General features: G+C 52.9%; 21 protein-coding genes. 4 read left to right on the plus strand and 17 right to left on the minus strand.

The window, feature by feature from the left end; genetic code table 11:
- The first annotated feature begins 111 nt into the window (after positions 1-111).
- Entirely contained in the window at positions 112-1,398 is a 1,287-nt protein-coding gene (locus BQ7364_RS03555; RefSeq protein ID WP_072683443.1) for an ISL3 family transposase, read from the plus strand.
- Positions 1,399-1,542: 144 nt separating this feature from the next.
- Here BQ7364_RS03555 and murC read toward each other — a convergent pair whose 3' ends face one another.
- From murC to BQ7364_RS03620, 13 genes are all read right to left on the minus strand, one after another.
- Positions 1,543-2,850 (minus strand): UDP-N-acetylmuramate--L-alanine ligase, encoded by a 1,308-nt coding sequence (gene murC, locus BQ7364_RS03560; protein ID WP_072683444.1) that lies wholly within the window; start codon positions 2,848-2,850, stop codon positions 1,543-1,545.
- A gap of 13 nt (positions 2,851-2,863) precedes the next feature.
- Positions 2,864-3,508: a hypothetical protein gene (locus BQ7364_RS03565; protein WP_072683445.1), complete on the minus strand. Its 645-nt coding sequence runs from the start codon at positions 3,506-3,508 to the stop codon at positions 2,864-2,866.
- A 50-nt stretch (positions 3,509-3,558) separates the two neighbouring features.
- A complete protein-coding gene (locus BQ7364_RS03570; protein ID WP_072683446.1) occupies positions 3,559-4,320 on the minus strand; it encodes a hypothetical protein in 762 nt (253 codons plus the stop codon).
- A 48-nt stretch (positions 4,321-4,368) separates the two neighbouring features.
- The gene (gene trmB, locus BQ7364_RS03575; protein WP_072683447.1) at positions 4,369-5,010 is read right to left on the minus strand and encodes a tRNA (guanosine(46)-N7)-methyltransferase TrmB; all 642 of its coding nucleotides are present in this window, start codon (positions 5,008-5,010) and stop codon (positions 4,369-4,371) included.
- A gap of 54 nt (positions 5,011-5,064) precedes the next feature.
- Positions 5,065-7,260 carry a polyribonucleotide nucleotidyltransferase gene (gene pnp / locus BQ7364_RS03580; protein ID WP_072683448.1) on the minus strand — a complete coding sequence of 732 codons (2,196 nt, stop codon included), beginning with the start codon at positions 7,258-7,260 and terminating at the stop codon, positions 5,065-5,067.
- Between the two features lie 175 nt (positions 7,261-7,435).
- A complete protein-coding gene (locus BQ7364_RS03585) occupies positions 7,436-7,807 on the minus strand; it encodes a desulfoferrodoxin family protein (protein ID WP_072683449.1) in 372 nt (123 codons plus the stop codon).
- Positions 7,808-7,984: 177 nt separating this feature from the next.
- Complete coding sequence (locus BQ7364_RS03590; protein ID WP_072683450.1) at positions 7,985-8,551, minus strand: hypothetical protein; 567 nt, start codon at positions 8,549-8,551, stop codon at positions 7,985-7,987.
- Positions 8,552-8,761: 210 nt separating this feature from the next.
- The gene (locus BQ7364_RS03595; protein ID WP_229100783.1) at positions 8,762-9,019 is read right to left on the minus strand and encodes a GIY-YIG nuclease family protein; all 258 of its coding nucleotides are present in this window, start codon (positions 9,017-9,019) and stop codon (positions 8,762-8,764) included.
- Positions 9,019-12,396: an FtsX-like permease family protein gene (locus BQ7364_RS03600; protein WP_072683452.1), complete on the minus strand. Its 3,378-nt coding sequence runs from the start codon at positions 12,394-12,396 to the stop codon at positions 9,019-9,021. The genes BQ7364_RS03595 and BQ7364_RS03600 overlap by 1 nt, the downstream gene beginning before the upstream one ends.
- A gap of 2 nt (positions 12,397-12,398) precedes the next feature.
- Entirely contained in the window at positions 12,399-13,103 is a 705-nt protein-coding gene (locus tag BQ7364_RS03605) for an ABC transporter ATP-binding protein (protein ID WP_072683453.1), read from the minus strand.
- A complete protein-coding gene (locus tag BQ7364_RS03610) occupies positions 13,100-13,732 on the minus strand; it encodes a TetR/AcrR family transcriptional regulator (protein ID WP_072683454.1) in 633 nt (210 codons plus the stop codon). Before BQ7364_RS03610 ends, BQ7364_RS03605 begins: the two co-directional genes overlap by 4 nt.
- Before the next feature lie 444 nt (positions 13,733-14,176).
- Positions 14,177-15,910, minus strand: a complete 1,734-nt coding sequence (locus BQ7364_RS03615; RefSeq protein WP_072683455.1) for an ABC transporter ATP-binding protein — start codon at positions 15,908-15,910, stop codon at positions 14,177-14,179.
- Positions 15,907-17,625, minus strand: a complete 1,719-nt coding sequence (locus tag BQ7364_RS03620) for an ABC transporter ATP-binding protein (protein ID WP_072683456.1) — start codon at positions 17,623-17,625, stop codon at positions 15,907-15,909. Before BQ7364_RS03620 ends, BQ7364_RS03615 begins: the two co-directional genes overlap by 4 nt.
- A 106-nt stretch (positions 17,626-17,731) precedes the next feature.
- Between BQ7364_RS03620 and BQ7364_RS03625 the strand changes: the two genes are divergently transcribed.
- Positions 17,732-18,613, plus strand: coding sequence for a LysR family transcriptional regulator (locus BQ7364_RS03625; RefSeq protein ID WP_072683457.1), 882 nt, complete (start codon positions 17,732-17,734; stop codon positions 18,611-18,613).
- Here the strand turns inward: BQ7364_RS03625 and BQ7364_RS03630 are convergent.
- Positions 18,589-19,482: a LysR family transcriptional regulator gene (locus BQ7364_RS03630; protein ID WP_072683458.1), complete on the minus strand. Its 894-nt coding sequence runs from the start codon at positions 19,480-19,482 to the stop codon at positions 18,589-18,591. The genes BQ7364_RS03625 and BQ7364_RS03630 overlap by 25 nt on opposite strands.
- Positions 19,483-19,596: 114 nt before the next feature.
- Here BQ7364_RS03630 and BQ7364_RS03635 point away from each other — a divergent pair, with 114 nt between their 5' ends.
- Positions 19,597-20,841, plus strand: coding sequence for a cation:proton antiporter (locus tag BQ7364_RS03635; RefSeq protein WP_072683459.1), 1,245 nt, complete (start codon positions 19,597-19,599; stop codon positions 20,839-20,841).
- A gap of 182 nt (positions 20,842-21,023) precedes the next feature.
- Here the strand turns inward: BQ7364_RS03635 and rpsO are convergent, their stop codons facing one another.
- Positions 21,024-21,290, minus strand: a complete 267-nt coding sequence (gene rpsO / locus BQ7364_RS03640) for a 30S ribosomal protein S15 (protein WP_072683460.1) — start codon at positions 21,288-21,290, stop codon at positions 21,024-21,026.
- A 238-nt stretch (positions 21,291-21,528) separates the two neighbouring features.
- Between rpsO and BQ7364_RS03645 the strand changes: the two genes are divergently transcribed.
- Positions 21,529-22,383, plus strand: coding sequence for an NAD(P)-dependent oxidoreductase (locus tag BQ7364_RS03645; RefSeq protein WP_072683461.1), 855 nt, complete (start codon positions 21,529-21,531; stop codon positions 22,381-22,383).
- Positions 22,384-22,456: 73 nt separating this feature from the next.
- Here BQ7364_RS03645 and hemW read toward each other — a convergent pair whose 3' ends face one another.
- Positions 22,457-23,569: a radical SAM family heme chaperone HemW gene (hemW, locus tag BQ7364_RS03650; RefSeq protein ID WP_072683462.1), complete on the minus strand. Its 1,113-nt coding sequence runs from the start codon at positions 23,567-23,569 to the stop codon at positions 22,457-22,459.
- On the minus strand, positions 23,547-23,819 hold the full coding sequence (locus BQ7364_RS03655; protein ID WP_006060237.1) for a MazG nucleotide pyrophosphohydrolase domain-containing protein: 273 nt from the start codon (positions 23,817-23,819) through the stop codon (positions 23,547-23,549). The genes hemW and BQ7364_RS03655 overlap by 23 nt, the downstream gene beginning before the upstream one ends.
- Between the last annotated feature and the right edge of the window lie 15 nt (positions 23,820-23,834).

Here is a 23,834-nt window from a genome sequence, read left to right on the forward strand (position 1 = left end):
TTGGTGTTGGTGGAAACCAAAGCCTTTTTTTCTTGAGCATAAAAAAAGAGACATAGGTAAGAATTTCCGTTACAATAAAATCACCACAAATTACAGAAAGGAAATCTCACTATGTCCATTACTCATTCTATCGTATCTGTTCTCAATTTAAAAGACCCTCATCTTCATTTCTCTGAGGATTGTGTCTCTTCTCAGTCGATTCGTGGTGTTGACTCCCTTGTCTTTTCCGGCTCGCTTTCTTATGCCCCTCCCTCTTCCTGTCCTCTCTGCGGGTCCTCCAACCCCGGCTCGGCTATCATCAAACATGGTACGAAATCCTCCCTCATCACCCTGCCTTCCGTTTCCCGCCGCCCCGCTTATCTCCGCCTCAAAAAACAACGCTTCCTTTGTAAACATTGCGGCCATACTTTTACGGCTTCGACTTCCATCGTTCTCCCTCATTGTTTCATTTCCAATAACACTCGTCTCTCCATTGCCCTCGACGCCAAGATGAAGACTTCTGAAAAAGATATCGCTTTCCGTCACTCTGTTTCTCATGCCACGGTGAATTCCCTTCTTCAACAGCTCTATCAGGATTTTAAAGTCCAGCGGAATTTTCTTCCCCCTCATCTCTGTTTTGACGAGTTTCGCTCTGTCAAAGGGGTTGATGCTTCAATGTCTTTTCTCTTTCTTAACGCAGAATCCGGTCAGATCCTCAATATCCTTCCTGATCGCAGAATGCCCGCTCTCATCCGCTATTTCATGAGCTATTCCAGGAAAGCCCGCGAAGCCGTTAAAACCGTTTGTATGGATATGTATTCCCCTTACTTCTCTGTCGTTCACCACTGTTTCCCTCACGCCAAGATCATTCTTGACCGCTTCCACATCGTTCAGCTGCTCAGCCGCGCTCTCAATAAGACCCGCGTCAATTTCATGAATCAGAGTAAGCCTCATTACAATAAGCTCAAACGCTATTGGAAACTCCTTCTTAAATTTGAAGATGACCTGAATGATCAGGACTTCAAAAAATGGGTTTGCTTTCCATCTCTGATGCGCGAAATTGACATTGTCCACTTCTTAGTTGAACTGGATCCCGAGCTCAAGGCGACTTATGAGCTCTATCAGAGTCTCCTTACCGCGCTCAACCGGAAAGATCCTGACGCCTTCCTCCAAGCTTGTCTGAATCCTGATCCTTTGATCTCCAAGCCCATGAATACCGCCATTCAGTCCTTAGTGGAACGGAAAGAGGCAGTGATCAACGCCTTGACTTACTCATTTTCCAATGGCATGATTGAAGGTACGAATAATCTGATTAAGGTCATCAAGCGTCTGGCTTTCGGTTATCGTTCTTTCATTCAATTTAAGACCCGCATTTTACTTATTTCTAACACCTTAGTTCCCTGCCATTTTCTCAATTAAAAATGAGCCCCATTTCTGGAACTCATCTGCGTCTTTCTTGTTTCGGTTTTTCTCTCACCAACACTATTTTTGAAAGAGCCAAAAAAAATCAGGAACGCATTGCCGCAGCGATGCGTTCCTGATTTGTTCGTTCATCAAATTTTATTACAATTTCTGTTTAACCAGCCCGCTTAAGCCGTAGATGTCCTTGCTGGACATAAACAGATAAACCGCCGGTGCCAGTTTGGCCAGCTCCGCAGCGCCCTGTTCATCTTCGCTTAAGATTTTAGAGCCGGGAATCCGTTCCTGAAGATAGGTAATGTCGATATCAATGCCGTCTTCCTTATCATCAATACTCGTAAAATCACACAGGTAAACCTCATCCGCCTTTTTCAAGGCCGCTGCGAAATCATCGGCAAAATGAAAAACGCGGGAGACGCGGTGCGGCTTAAAGATCGCGATCAGCCGCTTGCCCGGAAAACGTTTGCGGGCAGCGTCAATCGTAATCGACACCTCGGTCGGATGATGGGCGTAGTCGTCGACAAAGACGTTCTCGCCATGCTTCTCAATCGTGAAGCGGCGTTTTGTCCCCTTAAACGATGCCAAGCCCGGCTCGATCTGTTCAGCGGTATACCCCTCTAACAATCCCAGCGCGATCACGCCCAGGCTGTTCCACAACAGATGCCGGCCGACAAACGGCAGATCGAAATGTCCCTGCAGCTGGCCTTGAAACAGCACGTCAAAATGCATGTCCTCGCTGGTTTCCACGATATTGACCGCCTGAAAATCGTTGCCGTCTTCAACGCCGTAATAATAATGCGTCACCGCCGGATCAATCCGCAGTGCTCTGACCTTCGGATCATCGCCGAACAGAACCAGACCTTTTTTTACCTGGCAGGCGAATTCCTCATAGGCTTTGGCGTAATCCGCTTCGGTTTTAAAATAATCGACGTGATCCAGATCAGCATTGGTAATGATCGCGTAATCCGGATGATACGCCAGAAAATGCCGCCGGTACTCACAGGCTTCAACCGCCAGATATTGGCTGTCCGGATGAATTTCCCCGGAACCATCGCCGATCAGATGTCCGGTCGGCGCGATTTCATCCATCATCGCCGCCAGCATCCCGGTCGTCGTCGTCTTGCCATGGCTGCCCGCCACGCACAGACTCGTATAGTCTTTCATCAAGGCGCCTAAATACTCATGATACCGATAACAGGTCACAGTCGGATTGGACCGCGCCGCCGCGACCTCCGGAAAATCTTCTTTGAAGGCGTTGCCGATAATCACCGTCATTCCATCCTGAATATTCGCCGGATCAAACGGCAGGATCGGAATACGCCGTGCGATCAACGGATCCTCTGTGAAGAAATGCTTCGTCAAATCCGAGCCGGAAACTTCCATGCCCAAATCGTTGAGAATGCAGGCCAGCGCCGCCATGCCCGTTCCCTTGATGCCGATAAAAAAGACCATAACAACACCCTTTCTACGAATTCAGATCGTCGTCAAACAAACTCAGGTTCTGCGAAACAACCGTCTTGTCAGAGCCTTCCTCCTCATTCTTACGATCAGCTTCTGCTTCCTGCGGTTTCTGAAGCAGCTCGTCCAGCGACACGTTGATCAGCGGTTCTTCTTTGACGGCGGCCGCGGGTTTATCCAGACGCTCCGCAATCTCTTCGACCTTATCTTCCTGCGGTTTATCCATGCCATAAATCGGTGAAATTACGGTTCCCAGCGAGCTTTTAACCGGGCTGACCTTCTTCGCCGCCGGCGTCTTGGCCGGCTGGCTCTTTTCCCCGAGCACGCCGAAAATCGGCGAGATCACCGGCGTAAATTCATAATCTTCCTTCGGTTCCACGCGGACCGGCTTCTTCTTCACCGGCTTGTCTTCCGCAATCGTCATTTTTCCCAGCTTGCTGGAAGGTTCCTTTTTGACCGCGGGTTCCTTTTCTTTTTCTTTCCTGGTATCCAGATATACTGCCTTGACTTCCTGCGGAAGCGGAACCGCCGGCTTGGCCTCAGGCTTGACCGCGGGTTTGGCTGGATTGCTGCGGCGAACCGGAACCGGTTCTTCCTCAACCTCGTCAACGACTTCTTCTTCAAAAATCAACGACATTAATTTTTTTATCATACGGGATCATCCTGCCTTTTCATTCTATTCATCCTTGCGGATATTGTTGCCTATTCGCCATCCGACGGCGTTTGAATATCGTCGTCGTTTTCATTCAGCGGCAGATCGTCGGCGCTGGTGCCGTCGTCGAAGGTTTCGCCGCTCTGATCAATATCGCCGCCGGTATGCGCCGGTTTGTTCGGCATCATTTCCTCCAGCCGGCCGTTTTCCGGAATTTCATCTTCAAACAGATTCAGGTTTTCTTTGACGTAATTAATTTTTGTCCGTGAGGAATAAGTTTTGAGTACGGCATCCTCGTCGACTTCAGCTGTACGGGCGATCTTGATCATTTCTTTCGCCAGCGCCGGCGCGCCTGTCTCATTGCTTAATCCGGTAAAGGTAAAATACGGGGTTTTGACCATGACCAGCAGCTGACCGTTCGCCGAAGGCAGCAGCCCTGCGATATATTTCTGCGTTCGCCCCTGGATATCGGTGAACTCGCCTTCGCTGACGCTTATCCACGCCTCGCTCTGGGGCAGGATCACACTTTCAGATTGATCATAGAGCTTGACGTTGACGATTTCGGCAACGTTGAGATTCATAATGAATTCCTGGTTATCAAGAACGAAGACGTTGGAGGAGGCCGTCGAGCTTCGGCGTCCCACACCCGGTTCGGCATAATAACTGTACAGATCTTTCACGTTATCCGCATGGACGTTGATCGTCAGCGTGCTGGCTTGCATGCAGGCCGCCTGCAGCCGGCTGTCCAATCCTCCCTGAGCGCTGCAGCCGCACAAACACAGGCAAAACAGAAGCAGCGTGATTTTGCGCATGAGAGTCCTCCCTTCGTTTTGTTTATTCTATCATGTTTCCCTGTTTTTTTAAATGGCTTTCTTCTGCCAAACTGCGCGGTAAATCGGCTGGCCCAGGTCCATGAATTTTTGTTCGTACTCCGTAATCGCGTCTTCCGGATGGGGCTGACGGCGGAAATCGACGCTGACCTCGCACAGCCGCCAGTTTTCTTTGGAAAATTCTGTCAGGGAAAACTCAAACAGTTTCGGGTTGTCGGTTTTCATGATCACCTGGCCGTTTTCATTCAGCAGGGTTTCATATTGCTTTAAAAACCGGGCGTGCGACAGCCGCCGCTTGGCATAACCGCTTTTCGGCCACGGATCGGAAAAGTTCAGATGGATGACGTCGACCTCGCCCGGGGCAAACCAGGCGCTGATCTGATCGGCATCCTGAGCGATGAACGCCATGTGTTCATGCGGCTGGGCCAACGCTTTTTTTACGGCCACCGCGGCGACGTTATGTTCTTTCTCAATCCCGATCCAGCCTTCTTCGGGGTTCATCGCAGCCATTCTGGTAAAATAATCGCCCTTGCCGCTGCCGATCTCAATTCGCAATCGGGAACAGTCCAGCAGTTTGTGCCACTGACCAGCCCGTTCTTCCGGTTTTTCGATAACAAAATCAGTATTTTCCTTTAAAAAGGGTTCTGCCCAGGATTTTTTTCGCATTCTCATTGTCGGATCCTCCTTTGGAATAAAACAGCGGATCAGATTTGACCCGCTGTCAGCTTATTGTTCTCGCTTCCGGAACACGCGTTTTTCGCCATCCCGGCGATCGCGCGCAGCCCGTTTCGCCCGCTGTTCTTCGTCCCAGCCTTCCGGCTTTTCCATCAAGTCGCGATGGGAAACGTTGACGCGGCCTTTCTCGTCAATCTCGGTGACGACGACCTTGATGACGTCGCCCAGTTTCAGCACGTCTTCCGGTTTTTCAATCCGCTTGTAATCAATCTTCGATACATGAAGCAGACCGTCGGTGCCCGGGAACAGCTCGACAAACGCGCCGAACTTCTCCAGCCGGACGACCTTGCCGTCGTAAATTTCCCCGACTTTGGCCTCGCGGATAATCTGGTTGATCGTATCTGCGGCCTTCATGATCGCATTCTTATCGCTGTGATAGATGACAACCGAGCCATCGTCTTCAATATCAATCTTGACATTGTCGCAGTCCGCGATGATCTGATTGATCATCTTGCCGCCGGTGCCGATGACTTCGCGGATCTTATCGACCGGAATCATCATGCGGTACATCTTCGGTGCGTACGGGCTGACCTCCGGACGCGGTTCGCTGATCGCCGCCATCATGTTCGCCATGATTTCAGCGCGGCCTTTTTTGGCCTGCGCCAGCGCTTCCTCCAAAATCGCGCGGTTGATGCCGTCGATCTTGATGTCCATCTGCAGCGCGGTAATCCCCTTCGGCGTACCCGCCACCTTGAAGTCCATATCGCCATAGTGATCTTCCATGCCCTGAATATCCGTCAATACGGTGTAATGCTCGTCACTGGTCTTGATCAGACCCATCGCCACGCCCGCGACCGGCGCCTTGATCGGAACGCCCGCGGACATCAGCGCCATCGTGCCGGCGCAGATCGAAGCCTGGGAGGAGGAACCGTTGGATTCCAGCACTTCCGCGACTAACCGGATCGTGTATGGGAATTCTTCCTCGCTTGGAATGACCGCCGACAGCGCTCTTTCACCTAGGGCGCCATGCCCGATTTCACGCCGTCCCGGAGAGCCCATCCGGCCCGTTTCCCCGACGGAATACGGCGGGAAGTTATAGTGATGCATGAACCGCTTGGTTTCAATTTCCGTCAGATCGTCGATGATCTGGTTGTCGCCCAGCGCGCCTAAGGTACAAGCCGAGAGCACCTGCGTTTCACCGCGGGTAAACATCGCCGAGCCATGCACGCGCGGAAGCAGATCGACTTGCGAATTCAACGGACGCAGTTCGTCGACAGCACGGCCGTCCGGACGGATCTTTTCTTCGGAAATTAAACGCCGGACTTCATTCGCCACGATTTCCGTGCAGTAAGCGCGGACCTGCTTGACTGTTTTATCCTTCAGTTTTTCGCTTGCGTATTCGCGAGCTTCAAACAGCGCCGCCATCTCGTCGGTAATCTCGTCGATCTTGCCATAGCGTTCCAGCTTTAGCTTGATCGAAACCGCTTCGATCAGACGTGCTTTCGCCAGTTCGTCGATCTCCGCCTTGATTTCTTCCGGCACGACGTCCAGCTTGATTTCCATCTTCGGCTTCGCACACTTTGCAATGATCTGTTCCTGGAATTCGCACAGCATCTTGATGTGATCGTGACCGAACATCAGCGCGTCGATCATCTCTTCTTCGCTGACTTCCTTCGCCCCGGCCTCGACCATATTGATCGCGTCCTTGGTTCCGGCAACCGTCAGATGAATGTCGGATCTTTCTGATTCCTCAACGGAAGGATTGATCACGAACTTGCCGTCAACGCGACCGACGATGACCCCGGCAATCGGACCGTTGAACGGAATATCGGAAATGCACAGCGCACAGGAAGCGCCGAACATCGCGGCCATTTCCGCCGAGCAGTCCTGGTCGACGGACAACACCGTGTTGACGACCTGCACTTCGTTGCGGAAGCCTTCCGCAAACAGCGGACGGATCGGACGGTCGATCATCCGGGCGGTCAGCGTCGCATGTTCGCTCGGCCGGCCCTCGCGGCGTAAAAAGCCGCCTGGAATCTTACCGACGGAATACAGCTTTTCTTCAAAGCTGACCGTCAGCGGGAAGAAGTCTGAATCTTTCGGAGTATGGTTGGCAGTAGCGGTTGACAACACTACTGTATCTTGGTAACGGACTACGACAGCTCCACCTGCCTGTTTTGCGATTTCTCCGGTTTCAATCGTCAGATTGCGGCCGCAGAAGTCGAATGTAAATACCTCTTTCGCCATTTGTTCACCTCATTAAATGTTAACCTTTACAATTTTATCACAGTTTCTGCGTAAATCATAGAATAGTTTAAGACAAAATACCGCCATTTTTTGAGGTTTTCCCAACCGGGGAAATATGGCTGACGCCAAAACAAAGAAAAAGCCCCCCTTGCGGGGAGCGATTCCTGCGTTATTTTTAAAGTTCAGTCTTCCACAGACCGTGCAGGTTGCAGTATTCGTAAACCGCCAGCGGCTTGCCTTCACCGATCTCAAAGACAGCCTTCGGTGCATCGGACGGGGTCAGATGCCGGATCTGTACGCCTTTGTCCGTTTCCAGCAGAATCCATTCGATATAATGCGCATCGGTCATCGGATGCTCAACGCTGCCGACAACGACTTCGATCTTGCCTTCGTTCACAGTGACCGCCGGCAGATGTTTCTCCAGCGCCGCTTCCGTGGTGTTGGCGATCAGCTCGTGCATTTCCTCGCCGCAGCAGATCATCGGTACATATGAATCGTGCAGAACATAGGTCATATTTCCGCAGTGGTTGCATCGTAAAATTTTCATTCAACAGTCCTCCTTTTGACTTGATGAGTTCATTGTACTAAGAAAGGCTCAGACGTGCAACGAATATGCCCGCGATCTTTCGGATCCGAACAAAAGCAGGTTTCATCGCCAGCTTGAATCTTCCCCGCTGTCAAGTAAAAAAAGGACCTTCCCCAAAGGGAAAGTCCGCGGTTTTCCTTATGCGCCAGCGATCTGGTAATTATCGTCCTGAATCTGAATCTGATCGTCGCCTAGAATGAAATAATGCGGGTAATGATAAAGCAGATTCTGATTGACGAAAGAAATGCCGCCGATCAGCTGATTGACCTGTTCGATCGAAGTCCGGCGCATCAGATCGGCAATGTAATTGAAGTCGGTCTTCTGCGTCTTGTATTCCTCATCCGCAAACGTATAAATCTTCTCTTCCGGGATAAAATGCGTCAGCCGGCTCAGCGGTTTGACGACGTTGCGGGCGTATGCCGGGGCGCTGACTGCGTAGCCGTTCATGCTTAACGGAGTGCCGATCTCAACGACCGCTTTCAAGATTCTGGCATTGCCGATGACTTTTTGAAAGTCCTCGTCGTTGACGTTGATGACAAACTTTCTCCCTTCCGCAAACTGACGGATATGATATTCATTCTGGAAAAACAGATACAGATGATGATTCAGGACGTCTGCCAGCTCCTGCTTGACAGGCTCATAGCCAATCCAACCGCCGAAATCGTTGACATCCACGATTTTAATGCCGTACATGACCTGTTTCATCGAACTTCCTCCTTTGCGACCTTCTGTCAGAAGATCTCTTTCTGTCTTCATTATAGTCCTTTTCAACCGCTTTTCCAGTCAGTTTGATAAACATTTCACATTATTTGTCAATTTTTTAACATGAGAAAGAGAACAGGAAACGCGCGCAATCTCTTTCCTGTCATTCAAAACTGGCAAGGCTCACCCCACAGCCTCGGCAGCCGGCATTGCCTATTTTTCTGACTCGGCTTCCGCGATCAGCGCCGCTTTTTGCGCCCGCGTCAGCTTCTTGATCGCCGCTTCCTGTTTCAGCGCGGCGGATTTATCAATAAACGCTTTCGCATAGGCCACCCGCACTGGCGGGTGGGAACGGGTATATTTGGCGCCCCGGCCCGCGCAATGCGCCGCGAAGCGTTTTTCGACGTCGTTGGTCCAGCCGGTGTAATAGCTGCCGTCCGCACATTCCAGAATATAGACCCAGGCGCTCATCATTCCACCGATTTCAGCGATTCCACCATCGGGATCGCGCGCAGCTTGGACTTCATGACCTGATTGACGATCACTGCGAACAGCATCGTGATGAGGACGGAAATCACATAGCTCTGCGGCAGGATGACGCGGCCGAACATGATGTTGTCCAGCTCGACCACGACCATGATCGTCAAATGCAGAATCTTGCCCAGCCCCAACCCGAGCAGAGAACCGATCAGGGTCAGGATGATATTTTCTTTATAAACATAGGTGTTGACTTCCTTGTTATAAAAGCCCAGCACTTTCAGCGTCGCAATTTCGCGCAGCCGTTCGCTGATGTTGACATTAGTCAGATTGTACAATACGACAAACGCCAGCATCCCCGCGGAGATGATCAGCACCAGCACGATATAATTCAGACTGCGGATCATGTTGTTGAAGTTATCCTTGATCCCGGTATAAAACGACAGCGAGCTGATCTTCTCATTCTTTAACAGTTCCTGACCGCTGCGCTGCTCCGCGTCGTCAATCTGGGGGTTGAATTTCAGGAAAACGGCGTTGCTTTGGGCACGCAGATCGTAGGTTTCTTTATAGGCGTTGGCGTTCATGTACACGTAATGGTTGAGATAGTTTTCCGCGATCCCGGTAATTTCGACATTCCGGCGCAGTTCCTTCTCATTTTCCAGCTCGATCGTGTCGCCGATATGCAGATTCATGTCGTTCGCCATTTTCTCCGTGATCACCACGCCGCTATCCTTCAGCCGCAGCTCTTCCTGCGGCTGTTTGCGGGGATGCAGCGACACGAAATCGCGGAACCGCTCCGGATCGGAGGTCACGACCAGCGTCACCTCCGTGCTGTCATTGCCCTGGTAGACGACAGCGTTGGACTGGTACACATCCAGCGAATCGTCGATCATGTCCAGGCTGGAAATCTGATCGAAGACCTGTTGCTTCTCAGTCTCATCCAGATCTTTTTGCAGCGATGCGATCCCCTGATATTGGAAGATTTCGCCGAATTGGGAATTGACAATCCGGCTGATCGAATCCTTGATGCCAAAGCCGGCGACCAACAGCGCCGTACATCCGGAAATGCCCAGCACCGTCATGAAGAAGCGTTTTTTGTACCGGAACAGATTGCGCGCGGTGACCTTGGAAGTGAAGGAGAAGCGCTTCCATACAAACGTCATCCGCTCGATCAGGATCTTCTTGCCCAGCTTTGGGGCTTTCGGCCGCATCAGCAGCGCCGGAGTTTCGATCAATTCCTTATAACAGGCCGCAAACGCCGCCAGCGTCGTCACCAGTACCGACGCCGTGGTAGAGCCGATCATCAGCGACAGCTGCGGCGTAAAGCTGACCGGGGGCAGCACGTACATCATAAGCCAGGCAGTATAGATGATCGCCGGGAAAGCAAACAACCCGACAGCCAGCCCGACCAGACTTCCGGTCAGACTCGCAAAGGCGGCGTAGAACACATACTTGAACGCGATCTGCCCGGTCGTATAGCCCAGCGCCTTCATCGTCCCGATCTGCGAGCGCTGTTCGTCGACCATCCGGGTCATCGTCGTCAGACAGACCAACGCCGCGACTAAAAAGAAGAACACCGGGAACACCTTGGCGATCGCGGCCATCCGGTCGGCGGCGCCCTTGTAATCCATATAGCTGTAATGCGACTGGCGGTCGAGGATATACCACTTGCCCTGTTCGATCTGTTCGATCTTATTCTTCGCCAGCACCAGCTCCTCGCGCGCATCCTCCAGCTTCGCTTCGCCTTCCGCTTTGTTAAGCGCCAGATCAATTTCACCCTGGGCGACTTCTTTCTGACCTTGCTTCAGCTTGGCTTCTCCTTCAGCAATCTGCTTATCGGCTTCCGCCTTAGCCTGCACCAGCGTCTGGCGCTGCTGCTCGATCTGGGCATTGGCCGAGACGATCTGTTCGTCGATCGTCTTGAGCACTGTTTCGGAGACTTCCAGTCCCTGATTGATCAGATCCAGCTGCGCCTGCGCCGTCGTAATTTCGGTTTCCAGCTGGGTTAACACGGCCAGTTCACCCTGCAGTTCCGTGATCCGGGCATTGACCAGAATCAGCTCACCGGGGATTTTTTCCAGCTCAGCCGCTTCCTCTTCACTCAGCGCCGGATATTTCTCCGGATCCGTCTGATTGAGCGCTTTTTTGGTTTCCAGCTCCACCTGACGGGTAGTTAAGTCGAGTTGTTTCTGCGTCTGCTCGTTTAGTTCCTGCTCAGCCGGAGCCAGCTCGGTCTGCTTGTCCGCCAGATTTTTCTGTTTTTCAGCGATCTGACTTTCCAGCGCCGCTTTCTGTTCCAGTGCCTGAGCGTTAGTGGTTTCATATTCTTTTTTCTTTTCATCATAGGTGGCGACCAGCGTATCAATTTGTTTCTGGATCATCTCGATCTGCGCTTCACCCTGTTTCAGCTGCGCTTCGGCCATCGCCTTGCTTGAAGTCAGCGTCGCCTGACCGACTAACAGCTCGTCCTTGCCCTCCTGCAGCTTTTTCTCCGCTTTTTCAATCTCGGAATTAAACGTCGCCAGCGCTTGGTCATATTCCGCCTGTCCATCCGTATATTCCTTCATCGCCTCATCGACAATCGACTGCCGGCGCAGCTCTGCTCGTTCGCTGCCCAGCGTCGTCAGCGTTTCGCTTAACGGCTCCAGATAGTCGAAATAGTCCTGATTGTAGCTGTTGTATGGTTTCGCTCCGCGGGCGGTCAGATAGACGTCGGTATAAACCTCCATCGTGAAATCGTTTTTCGGCACGTACACATAGGTATCGACGCTGCCGGAGCCGATCGTACTTGTGCCCTTTTCGTAGGAAAGGTAGTACGGCGTGTTGACTGTTCCGACAATCGTGAACGTATCGCGGCTGAAGCTGTCATCCAGCGGATTGGAAGTGCCGCTTTCGATCTTGATCGTATCGCCGATCTTCATGCCGGACACGACGATCTTGCCATCCTCAATAACGCATTCGCCGCTTTTTTCCGGCAGCCGCCCGCTTGTCACGACCAGCTGGTTGATATAATCCGGATCCTGCGGATCAAGATGCTCCAAATCCAGCGCGTGAACTTTCAGCACCAGCTCCTTTGAGCCGATCCGGGTGATCACATCCTGCGTATAACTGGCCTGAACGCCTTGAACGCCCGCAACCTGACGCAGCTGGCGCACGTCGTCTTCGGTAATGCCGAAATTGGAAACGACGCGGTAATCCATTAAATTGTAATCGTCAAAATAGCGGTCGGCCGTGTATTTCATATCCGGCGCGGAAGCCAGAACGCCGGCGAAAAATGCGACGCCGATCGCGACGATGCCGAAGATCGAGAAAAACCGGCCCCTGGTTTTCCGGATCTCCCGCAACGTGTCTTTCAATAGAGGACTGCGCATGCCTACCACTCGATCTCCTGAATCGGCTTCGGATGCTCGTTGACTTCAATCGAGCGGATCTTGCCGCTTTTAACGCGGATGACTTTGTCGCCCATCGGCGTCAGGGCCAGGTTGTGCGTGATGACGATGACGGTCATCTGTTGCTCGCGGCAGGTGTCCTGCAAAAGCTTCAGGATTGCCTTGCCGGTTTGATAATCCAGCGCGCCGGTCGGTTCGTCGCATAACAACAGCTTCGGATTTTTCGCCAGCGCCCGGGCAATCGCAACCCGCTGCTGCTCGCCGCCGGAAAGCTGGGAGGGAAAATTGTTGCGCCGCTCCCGCAGGCCGACCGCCTCGATCGTCTGATCGACGTCCAGCGGATTCTTGCAGATCTGCACGGCCAGCTCAACGTTCTCGCGGGCAGTCAGATTCTGCACCAGATTGTAAAACTGGAAGACAAAACCAATGTCGTAGCGCCGGTAGGTCGTCAGCTGGCGGGCATCCATCTTGGACACTTCCTCGCCGTCGACTAGAATCTCGCCGCTGGTGCAGGTATCCATACCGCCCAGAATATTCAAAATCGTGCTCTTGCCCGCGCCGGAAGCGCCGGCAATCACGACAAATTCACCTTTTTTAATCTGAAAGCTGACGCCGTCCAGCGCCGGAATCTCCACTTCCCCCATCTTATACACTTTCCGGACGTCCCGGAACTCAATAAACTCGCTCATTGTTGATCTCCTTTCACAGCCGGACTGAACATGCTCAAAAACAAACCGAAGTAAATCCGCAGCACCTCGCAAAGCTGGTTTTGATCCAGTTCGCCAGCTTGGGAAAAGACTTCGCGCACGCCTTGAAACAACGACGCGGAAAACATCCGGCACAGCGCGTGAAACTCAGCGTCCCGGTTGAATGGAAACAGCGCCCACTCTTTAGCCAGCACTTCCAATAAGGAAACAAGCCAGCTTGAAATCTGTTCGCTCAGATCGCTGTGCAGCATTAAAATCCGCATCTCCTGCGGCATCCGCACCGACAGCTCAGCCAGATCCAAAGCCAGCCGGTCAATTTTCGGCCGCAGCTCGCCGATGGATAAACCGACCGCCGTATTGGTCTGGTTCAGCGAAATCCGATCATCCGTCAAACTGCGCACCAACTGATCCAGCTGTGTCAGCGCCGGCGAGGTGATCGCCTGAATAAGCTGATCCTTGCTTTCAAAATAGCGGTATAAATTGCCGACCGTCATCTTGGCCTGCGCGGCGATCCGGCGCATCGAAGCATCCCGATAGCCATATTGCAGCAGCTCCTGTTTGGCGGCTTCCAGAATTTTATCCCGCTGGATTTCTTTCAATACCTGCGCCATAGTAAACCTCCGTTCATTATTCCAGTTACTAATAATATACGGTTGTTCACTGGCTTTGTCAATCGTTTAAAAATAGACAGATCTTTCCGGGTGTCCAAATTCAAAATTTTCTGAAATTTTGATCCTGACCCTTTTAGTTTATGCTCCTTGTTTTAGTCCAGATCGCCGATTCTGTCCCGACTTATTTTTTTAAATCGCCCCCGGTATTGCTCAGCACCGGCTTGTTTCAGCCAATGAATAAGACAGAGGACTCGCCTTATTCAAAATCCGGATTTCAGACTTTCTTCATCCTTAGAAACTTTTAAATGAAAAATCCCGCGGGATGCTTCATCCTGCGGGAGATCTTCTTTCCCTGATTCTTGAACGTTAAATCAAGCTTGCAAAATGATTCTTGCGAACAGGCGGCTCTGCGTTTCGCGCCCCTTCAGCATCGGACCATCCGGTTTATTCGCCCGCGAACTGACTGTTATAGAGCTGACTGTAAAAGCTGCCCTGCTTCAATAATTCGTGATGGCTGCCCTGTTCCAGAATCTGACCGTGATTCATCACAAGAATCCGATCGGCCTGTTCGATCGTCGATAAGCGGTGAGCGACGATGAAGCTTGTGCGGCCCTGCATCATCTGATCGAACGCCGACTGCACCAACAGCTCCGTCCGGGTATCAATCGAACTGGTCGCTTCATCTAAAATCAGGATTTGCGGATCGCAAAGCAGCACCCGCGCGATACACAGCAGCTGCTTCTGTCCCTGCGACAACGAAACGGTTTCATCCAGCAGCGTATCATAGCCCTGCGGCAGCTGATGGATAAAGTAATCAAGATGCGCCTGCCGGGCGGCCTTCTCCACATCCGCAAGCGAAGCGTCAGGCCGGCCGTAAGCGATGTTCTCACGGATTGTGCCGCGGAAGATCCAGGAGTCCTGCAGCACCATCCCAAAATGGGCGCGCAGCTCATGGCGGCTGAGCGTGCGGGTGTCCACGCCGTCCAGCCGGATCACCCCGCCGCCAATCTCGTAGAAGCGCATCAACAAGTTGATCAACGTCGTCTTGCCGCAGCCGGTCGGGCCGACGATCGCAATTTTCTGACCCGGCTTGACCGTGAGATTGAAATCCTCGATCAGCGGCTCGTTTGCCTGATAACGAAACGACACATGCTCCAGCCGCAGCTCGCCGCGGCCCTGTTTTCCTGACCCCTGATCTGCCTGATCGCTTTCCTGCGGCTGATCAAGCAGATGGAAAACCCGCTCGCAGCTGCTTAAGGAGGCCTGCAGCTCGGTAACGACGCCGCTGATTTCATTAAACGGCTTGGTATATTGCGAAGCGTAGCTTAAAAACGAAGTCAGCTGACCGACGCTCATGCCGCCGCCCAGCGCCGTCAGGGCGCCGATGATGCCGACAGCCGCATAGGCCAGATTGTTGACGAACCGCGTGCACGGATTGGTCAGGGAAGAAATGAACTGCACCTGCGTGCCAACCTGGTTAAGCCGCTGATTGATTTCATCAAAGGCCGCTTCTGAAACTGCCTGCTGATTGTAGGCTGCGACCAGACTCTGCCCATTGACCCGTTCCTCGGCAAAACCGGACAGCTCGCCCTTAATCCGCGCCTGCTGCTTAAACAAGCGCGAGCTGCGGGAAGCGATGAATGAAGCGACGCCAAAGGACAGCGGCGTGATGAGCACGACGGCCAGCGTGATTCCCGGATGGATCGAAAGCATGAAGCCCAGCGTGCCGACAATCGTGATCACGCCGGTAAACAGCTGTGTGAAGCCTTGCAGAAGACCGTCGGAGATCACGTCGATATCGTTGACCAGCGTGTTCATAAAATCTCCCTGCTGCGTTTTATCCAGCGTCGCCAGAGGCAGCGCGTGAAACTGCGCGAAGCATTGCATGCGCAGATCCCGGATCGTCCGGTAGCAGCAGACATTGGTGCAGCAGGTCATCAACAGCTGAAAGAGCGCGGCCAGAATCACAACGGCCGCCAGCGCGGTCAGTGTCTGAGTGACCCGGATAAAATCAACCTGCCCCGCCGCTACGATCGCATCGACCGCCTGACCGATGATCACCGGCGCGCTCAGCGTCATCGCAACCTGCAGCAGCGCGAAGACCAGCGCCATTGCCAAAAGCAAGCTATAAGGTTTTACATAGCGCAGTAAGCGCCGCAATAAAGCTGACTGACTCATCGTTGATCCTCCCTCGTCTGTGAACGGACGATTTCCTGATACACCGCACAGGTGTCCAGCAATTCTTCATGCGTCCCCTGGCCGACCAGCCGGCCCTGATCCATCACCAGAATGAAATCCGCGTGCCGGATCGAGGCGATCCGCTGAGATACGATCAGCACCGCGGGACTGCCCTCAATCTTTTTTAACGACTGCCGCAGCCGGGCGTCGGTTTGATAATCAAGCGCGCTGGTGCTGTCGTCCAGCACTAACAGAGATGGCCGGCCCACGAGCGCGCGGGCAATGCACAACCGCTGCCGCTGACCGCCGGAACAATTTTTGCCCCCCTGTACCAGCAGCGTATCCAGTCTCTGCGGCATAGCTTCGACAAAATCTCTGGCCTGCGCCAGCGTCAGCGCCTGCCATAACGCCGCGTCATCGGCGTCTTGATTGCCCCAGCGAAGATTCTCGCGGATCGTCCCGGAAAACAGCACCGCCTTCTGCGGCACAATCCGGATCTGACGGCGCAGGTCCGCTAATGAAAATTCCCTCAGCGGCACTCCACCCAGCCGGATCTCGCCCGCTGTCGGATCGATCAGCCGCGGCAGAAGCTGCACGATTGTGCTTTTGCCGCAGCCCGTTCCGCCGATCAGTCCGACGGTCTGGCGCGGCTGAATTGTAAAGCTGATCTGTTCGATCGCGCTTTCCCCTTCGCTGTAACCAAAGCTGACCTTATCCATCTCCAGCACAGCATCCTTATCCTTTGACAGTTCCGTGATTCCGCCAATGATCGCCGGCTCTGTTTTCAAGACCGCTTCAATCCGGCCGGCTGAGGCGGCGGCTTTCGTGAAGATTACAAACAAATTGGCCAGAACGACCAAGGCCAGAAACATCTGCGTCATGTAATTGACCAGCGCAACCAGGTTGCCCTGACTCAAAGCGCCGCCGTTGACTTGAAAGCTGCCGCAGTAAAGCAGCGCGACAATACCCAAATTGATGACAATCTGCGTCGCCGGGTTAAACAAACCGCTGATCCAGCCGACGCGCATCGACGCTTGATAGCTCGCCTGGGCAGCTTCGTCAAACCGATGCGTTTCCAACCGCTGCCGCGAGAATGCGCGGATGACGCGCTGACCTTCGAGGTTCTCCTGCGTAATCTGCGAAATCCGGTCCAGCTGCCGCTGCACAGCTCTGAAAAAATGCGAGGAACACGTCATCAATACGCTCAAAACCAAAGCGATCACTACGATCGCCGCCAGAAAGATCAGCGCCATCGTCCGATCGATCACCATCGCCATCGTCAACGACCCCAGCACCAGAAACGGCGCCCGGATCGCCAGCCGGATCAACATCGCGACGGCCTGCTGGACCTGATTGACGTCGTTGGTTAAACGCGTGATCAGCGACGAAGAAGAAAACTGACTGACCTGCTGGGCCGAGAATAAATTGATCTGATGATACACAGCCCGCCGCAGCTCCGTGCCCATCCCCTGCGAACACCGTGCCGCAAAATACTGACACGTCAGGGAACAGGCGATGCCGACCAGTGCGAAGCCGACGATCACCCCACCCTGGCGCAATATATAAGCCAGATCTTTCTGCGCGATGCCAACGTCGATGATCCGGGCCATCACCAACGGCACCAACAATTCAAAAATTGCTTCCGCCAGCTTGAACAACGGGCCGAACACAAGTTCTTTTTTAAAATATCGGAAATACGAAACAATCGTTTTCATACAAACTTCTTCCTTTCAGACTTCACTTATTATACCAGCGCCCTTGATATAGAAAAAATATTGGTTTACTATATAAACTATACTTAAATCATATAGGAGGATCACGATGGAACTGCGTCAGCTCGAATATTATGTCGCTGTTGTCCAGCATGGCAGCATCTTACAGGCCGCTTCCGCGCTGAACTTATCCCAGCCGCCGCTCAGCGTGGCGATGAAGCAGCTGGAACAGGAGCTCGGAACGCCGCTGTTTTTCCGCGGAGCACGGCGGATCCAACTCACCGCGGCCGGCGAGCGCTTTTATCAGCGGGCCCTGGACATTCTCAGCCTGACGGAAGACACGCGCCGGGAGATCACCGGCTATGCCCAGGGACAGGGGGGCGTCCTGCGCCTGGGCGCGGTCTCCTCCTCTGCCGCTTCCTTATTATATCCAAGACTTTTCCGTTTCGCTGCACGGCATCCGAAAATGCGATATCAGATCGACGAAGGCAATACGTTTGAACAGTTGAACAAACTGGCGGCAGGCCTGATTGAAGCCGCGATCGTGCGCACGCCCTTTTACGACGCTTCGGTTCACGTCCTGGAGCTGGACGCCGATCCGCTGGCCGTCGTCGTCCGGCGGGAAACGGATCAATTTCCAGACGATCAGATCACAATCCGGCAGTTAAAGGATCAGCCGCTGGTTTATTACCGCCGCTTCGCGGCCCTGTTAGCGGAGGAATGCGAAAAGGAAGGCTTCACGCCTTCCCCGCTTTGTCTTAATGACGATGCCCGGACTTCGATCCAATGGGCGCAGGCCGGACTGGGCACGGCTATCGTGCCCTATTCCTCCGCCGGCTTCATTGATCTGACGCAGATGTCCGTCAAGCCGATCGCCTGCGAACGGCTGGTCACCAAAACGTGTCTGATCTGGTCGAAAAAGCGGCCGCTTTCCGCCGCGACCGCGTTGTTTCTGGATTTTCTCCGTCAGGATTCCAAGGTTGACGTATAGATCGCCTGGATATCGCGCAGGATTTCCGGATGCCGGAATTCCCGGTAATACACCATGTTGATTTCACGCACCATCGTCATGTTTTCAATCGGCAGCGTCACCAGCTTTTTCTTCTGCACCTCACTGCGGCAGGCATTTTTCGAGATGATCGTAACGCCCATGTTGGAAGCGACGAGTTCTTTGATCACGACGACGCTGTCGATCTCCATGATCACGTTGAAATCATGGATGCTTAAATTTTGTGAGATCAGATGACTTTCAAACAGACTGCGGGTACCGGCGCTGGAGGAACGCAGAATGAAGTTTTCATTCCGCAGCTCGCTCAGCGATACACTTTGCTTTTTGGCCAGCGGATGATTGACCGAAACGGCTACGCACAGCGAATCGGTGTCCAGCAGGATGGAAGTGAAATGCGGGGCGGTGATATTGCCCTCGATGATCGCCAGATCCGCTTCGTACATTTTGAGTTTATTATAAATATTATTTATGTTATCCGTAATAATATTAATATGAACGTTAGGATGCTCGTTGCAGTATTTTGCGAATAAATGCGGCACGATGTTGTTCTGGGCGGTCGGCGTGATGGCCAGCGTCAGGCTTTTCACCTGGCTGCGGACGTCGCTTAACGCCTGGCGCAGATTCTCGGAAAGCGCGTAAGCCCGCCGTGCATACTTGATCAGCACCTCGCCTTCCGGGGTCGGAACCAGCTGACGGCGGTTTTTATAAAAAATCTTAATGCCGAATTCCTCCTCCAGCAGTTTGATGTGATGGGTGATCGCCGGCTGCGTTAAAGCCAGCTGTTTCGCCGTTTTGGTATAATTGCCGCATTCCACTAACGCCAGCAATGTTTTAATCTTGGGATCAATCATCAGGTCATCCTCCTATTATTAAATATATTTATAATATACAAAATATTCATAATTTGATTTTATCCTCTTTGATCCATATAATCAAGTAGGAAACGACAAGGGGGAATTCAAACGATGTTAAGTTCATTTAATTTACAGCCCAATTCCGAGCTGGGGCTGTGTCTGGCGATTATTTTGTTAAGCGGGTTTCTGTTAACCCGGATCACAAAGCTGCTGAAGCTGCCCAATGTGACAGCTTATATTTTGACCGGCGTGCTGTTAGGGCCGTTCTGCTTCAACGTGATCCCGACGGAAATCATCAACAGCCTCGGTTTTGTCACCGACGTGGCGCTGGGCTTTATCGCTTTCGGCGTCGGCCGCTACTTTCTGTTTCATGAGTTGAAGCGCAACGGCATCAATATTCTGATCCTGACGTGCTGCGAAGCGTTGATCGCCGCGGTGGTCATCATCTTCGTGATGGTTGTGATCTTCCGCCAGCCGCTGGCCTTCGCGCTCTTGTTGGGGGCGATCGGATCGGCGACCGCGCCGGCTTCCACAATCATGACGATCCGGCAGTATCAGGCCAAGGGCGATTTCGTCAATTTAATCCTGCAGGTCGTCGCGCTGGACGATGCGGTATCCATTCTTGCCTTCAGCGTCTGCGCGGCGATCGCGGAAGCGCTGGTTCAGCACTCGGCGATGAATCTTATGGTGTTTATCGAGCCGGTCTTAACCAACGGTTTAGCGGTGGTCATGGGCATCGGCTGCGGTCTGATCATGCATAAGATGATTACGGAAAAACGTTCCGACGATAACCGTCTGATCATCGCGGTGTCGATGATCTTAATTATGAGCGCGCTGTGCACCGCGTTGGATGTCTCGCCGCTGTTGTGCTGCATGGCGATGGGCGCGGCTTATCTGAATTTATCCAAGGATATTCAGCTGTTTGATCAGGTCAGCAGCTTCACCCCGCCGATCATGACGATCTTCTTCGTCGTCAGCGGCATGAATCTGAATATTCCGGCGCTGCGCTATGTCGGCTTGATTGGTCTGGGGTTCTTCTTCTTCCGCATTGTCGGCAAGCTGATCGGTTCGTGGATCGGTTGTACCCTGATCCAGGCGCCGGCCACAACGCGAAATAATTTCGGCCTGGCACTGGTGCCGTCAGCCGGCGTCGCGATTGGTTTAGCGGCCCTGGGCCAGCGGATCTTACCCGGCGAATATGGAACGTTGTTGTCAACGGTCATCCTGTCAACGGCGATCCTGTATGAAATCATTGGTCCGCTGTGTGCGAAGACCTCGCTAATCTTATCCGGATCCATTCCCAAAGAAAATCTGCATCCTGCCCATCACAAGCATTCTCATCAGGCCGCGGTCTGACTCTCTTAACCAGAAACGAGTGGAAACGTCTGGGGTTATCCCCTTCGCTTCCACCCGTTTTCTTTTGCCTTGTTTTCAGCGCCCTCTTCCGTGAAAAATACAACCCCTCGCAATCGGGTGGCACCAATCCAATCAGACAGAAAGCATAAAAAAAACAGCGTCGTGAAACGCTGTCTTCATCCTTACTTTCTCAGGCCCAAGCGCTGAATCAGATCACGGTAACGGTTGATATCCGTGTCGCGCAGATAAGCTAAGAACTTTCTTCTGCGGCCGACCATCATCATCAGACCCCGTGTGGAATGGTAATCCTTCTTGTGTTCCTTTAAATGTTCTGTCAGACGGTTGATCTGCGCTGTCAGAACGGCAACCTGAACCTCAACGGAACCGGTATCGCCTTCAAAACGAGCGTATTCTTTAATGATCGCGGTCTTTTCTGCTTTACTTAACATGTGTTTTCCTCCTATATCGTTAAGACCTGATGGACCGAGCGTGCCGACGGAGTCATCGTGCATCCCAGTTCAACAGCGTGTTAATCATAGCATAAACATCCCCTGCTTGACAAGTCTTATTTTCATCTGATCCTGCTTTATGAAGCGGTTTAGGAGCCAGAGGGCGCAGTCAGGACACAGGGAGCAATGCTTGTGTTTTGCCCCCGGATGAAGGTATAATAGGACAAGAGGTGATACGATGAGTAAAATTGCATGGATCGGAACCGGGGTCATGGGTAAGTCTATGGTTTCCCATTTATTGAATCAGGGCGATGAGGTCACCGTCTACAACCGGACGGCCGCCAAAGCGGAAGCATTAAAGGAAAAAGGCGCGCAGGTCGCTTATTCCGTGGCCGAGGCCGTCAAGGATGCGGACTTGATCTTCACGATCGTCGGTTTCCCGAAAGATGTCGAAGAAGTTTATGATGAAATCTTCAAAGCGGCCAAGCCGGGGGCCATCGCGGTCGATATGACGACATCCTCCCCTTCGCTGGCGGTGAAGCTTCATCAACAGGGAAAAGAGCATCAGATCCGCGTATTGGACGCGCCGGTTTCCGGCGGGGACAGCGGCGCGGCGGCGGGCACGTTGTCGATCATGGTCGGCGGCGAGGAAGCGGATTTTAACGCCTGTCTGCCGTATTTCAACAAGATGGGCAAATCGGTGCTGCGGATGGGACAGGCAGGCTGCGGCCAGCATACCAAAATGGCGAATCAGATCGCAATCGCCGGCACGGTCAGCGCAGTGGCGGAAGCGATCGTTTATGCCAAGGCGAACGGTTTGGATCCGGAAAAACTGCTCGGCGCCATCAGCAAGGGCGCGGCCGGCAGCTGGCAGATGAGCAACAACGGCGTCAAGATGCTGCAGCAGGATTATAATCCGGGTTTCTTCATCAAGCATTTCATCAAGGATATGCGGCTGGCTAAGGAAGCGGCAAAAGCGCAGAACGTGGAGCTGCCGGTGCTGGAAATCGTGCTTTCCATGTACGAACAGATGCAGGATGAGGGCGAGGGCGATCTGGGTACTCAGGCCATCATCAAGCATTACGAAAAATAGCTTCTTTTCGACCTTCGGATGTTTCCGGAGGTTTTTTAGTGGATCATCTTGACCTCAATGGAAAAGAAGTTTCTTAATCCAGAAACTCCTCCAGTACCGTATTTAGAAGCGCCATACCGGCTTCGGTCGGCATCAGGCGGTTCTCCGTCATTCTGAGCCAGCCCTGCCTGATTCCTTTCTGCACCGCATCCGGGTAGACCTCGCTCAGCGGCAACCCGAACTTCTGTTCAAAGTCAGCCAGCGATAACCCCCATGCGGTGCGCAGATTCATCATCACCATTTCGAACATCTGATCCCGCCGCGACAGTTCGATCGTTTCCCCGATCCAGTTTCCTTTAAAATATTCCTGAAAATTGCACGTGTTGTCATAACGAAAAGAACTCAGCTTCCCGCTGGCGCCCAGCCCAACGCCGTAAAAATCATCATAGTTCCAATAATGCAGATTATGCCGCGACGCATAGCCCGGCTTCGCGAAATTGGATATTTCATAATGTTGATAGCCGGCCTCGGTTAAAAACCGGACCGCTTCAAAATACATGCTGGCTTCGGTGTCCTCGTCCAATGGCCGCTGGCCGGTTCGGCCGAATTCGCTGTGTTCCTCAATCGTCAGCGCATACAGCGAGCAATGCGGAATGTTCAGCGACAGGACGTCCTGGAGTGTTTTTTTCCATTGTGTCCTCGTCTGACGAGGAAGGCTGTAAATCAAATCGCAGGAAATATTCGTCAAGCCGGCCTGCTGAAGCAGCCGCACTGCCTGACGCGCCTGAGCGAACGTATGCCGCCGGCCGATCTGTTTCAGAATTTCATCGTCGCAGGATTGCAGGCCGAGCGATATCCGGTTGATCCCGCCCTTTACCAAAATTTCGATCAGTTCTGTGCTGATCGCTTCCGGATTGGCTTCGATCGTGACCTCCGTCGCCCCTTGAAGATAAGGCTGAAGCAAGTCCAGCAGCCGCCGCAGCTGATCGAGCGATAAAGCGGTCGGCGTCCCCCCGCCGATGTAGACTGTTTCCATGCCTTTGCAGGGCACCCGTTCTTCCAGTTCTCTGGCCAGCTGCGTCAAATACTGATCAGCCAGTCCGGTCTGGTAGCGCACGCGGGTGAAATCGCAGTACGCGCAGATTCCCTGACAAAAGGGAATGTGAACATACAGCGCGCGATTCTCAAAGGTAGCGGCGGCGCACATCGGCAAACTTCTCCCGGATGACTTCCTCGGCGTCCCATCCTTGATCGATGCAGATCGACATCGCATACATCAAAACATCGGCGACCTCGCTTTTCACCGCGTCCCAGTCCGGTGTTTCTTCGGTTTGAATAAAGCATTCCAGCAGCTCCCCGGCTTCGGCAAAGACCGACTTGGCTAAAATCGCCGGTGTGTCGGTTTGATCCCAGCCGCAGTCGATCCGCAGCTGTTGGATTTCATCTGATATTGCCATAACTTATCCCTGACC

Source organism: Holdemania sp. Marseille-P2844 (genome assembly GCF_900120005.1).
In the GTDB taxonomy this organism is placed as follows: Bacteria; Bacillota_I; Bacilli_A; order Erysipelotrichales; family Erysipelotrichaceae; genus Holdemania.

Bases quoted from the DNA above. Each gene is read 5' to 3' on its own strand.
- BQ7364_RS03600 (WP_072683452.1), bottom strand. From the start codon at position 12,396: ATGCGCAGTCCTCTATTGAAAGACACGTTGCGGGAGATCCGGAAAACC.
- BQ7364_RS03615 (WP_072683455.1), bottom strand. From the start codon at position 15,910: ATGAGTCAGTCAGCTTTATTGCGGCGCTTACTGCGCTATGTAAAACCT.
- pnp (WP_072683448.1), bottom strand. From the start codon at position 7,260: ATGGCGAAAGAGGTATTTACATTCGACTTCTGCGGCCGCAATCTGACG.
- murC (WP_072683444.1), bottom strand. From the start codon at position 2,850: ATGGTCTTTTTTATCGGCATCAAGGGAACGGGCATGGCGGCGCTGGCC.
- rpsO (WP_072683460.1), bottom strand. From the start codon at position 21,290: ATGTTAAGTAAAGCAGAAAAGACCGCGATCATTAAAGAATACGCTCGT.
- hemW (WP_072683462.1), bottom strand. From the start codon at position 23,569: ATGTGCGCCGCCGCTACCTTTGAGAATCGCGCGCTGTATGTTCACATT.
- BQ7364_RS03655 (WP_006060237.1), bottom strand. From the start codon at position 23,819: ATGGCAATATCAGATGAAATCCAACAGCTGCGGATCGACTGCGGCTGG.
- BQ7364_RS03625 (WP_072683457.1), top strand. From the start codon at position 17,732: ATGGAACTGCGTCAGCTCGAATATTATGTCGCTGTTGTCCAGCATGGC.
- BQ7364_RS03565 (WP_072683445.1), bottom strand. From the start codon at position 3,508: ATGATAAAAAAATTAATGTCGTTGATTTTTGAAGAAGAAGTCGTTGAC.
- BQ7364_RS03610 (WP_072683454.1), bottom strand. From the start codon at position 13,732: ATGGCGCAGGTATTGAAAGAAATCCAGCGGGATAAAATTCTGGAAGCC.
- BQ7364_RS03570 (WP_072683446.1), bottom strand. From the start codon at position 4,320: ATGCGCAAAATCACGCTGCTTCTGTTTTGCCTGTGTTTGTGCGGCTGC.
- BQ7364_RS03605 (WP_072683453.1), bottom strand. From the start codon at position 13,103: ATGAGCGAGTTTATTGAGTTCCGGGACGTCCGGAAAGTGTATAAGATG.
- BQ7364_RS03620 (WP_072683456.1), bottom strand. From the start codon at position 17,625: ATGAAAACGATTGTTTCGTATTTCCGATATTTTAAAAAAGAACTTGTG.
- BQ7364_RS03635 (WP_072683459.1), top strand. From the start codon at position 19,597: ATGTTAAGTTCATTTAATTTACAGCCCAATTCCGAGCTGGGGCTGTGT.
- BQ7364_RS03630 (WP_072683458.1), bottom strand. From the start codon at position 19,482: ATGATTGATCCCAAGATTAAAACATTGCTGGCGTTAGTGGAATGCGGC.
- BQ7364_RS03645 (WP_072683461.1), top strand. From the start codon at position 21,529: ATGAGTAAAATTGCATGGATCGGAACCGGGGTCATGGGTAAGTCTATG.
- BQ7364_RS03595 (WP_229100783.1), bottom strand. From the start codon at position 9,019: ATGAGCGCCTGGGTCTATATTCTGGAATGTGCGGACGGCAGCTATTAC.
- BQ7364_RS03585 (WP_072683449.1), bottom strand. From the start codon at position 7,807: ATGAAAATTTTACGATGCAACCACTGCGGAAATATGACCTATGTTCTG.
- BQ7364_RS03555 (WP_072683443.1), top strand. From the start codon at position 112: ATGTCCATTACTCATTCTATCGTATCTGTTCTCAATTTAAAAGACCCT.
- BQ7364_RS03590 (WP_072683450.1), bottom strand. From the start codon at position 8,551: ATGAAACAGGTCATGTACGGCATTAAAATCGTGGATGTCAACGATTTC.
- trmB (WP_072683447.1), bottom strand. From the start codon at position 5,010: ATGAGAATGCGAAAAAAATCCTGGGCAGAACCCTTTTTAAAGGAAAAT.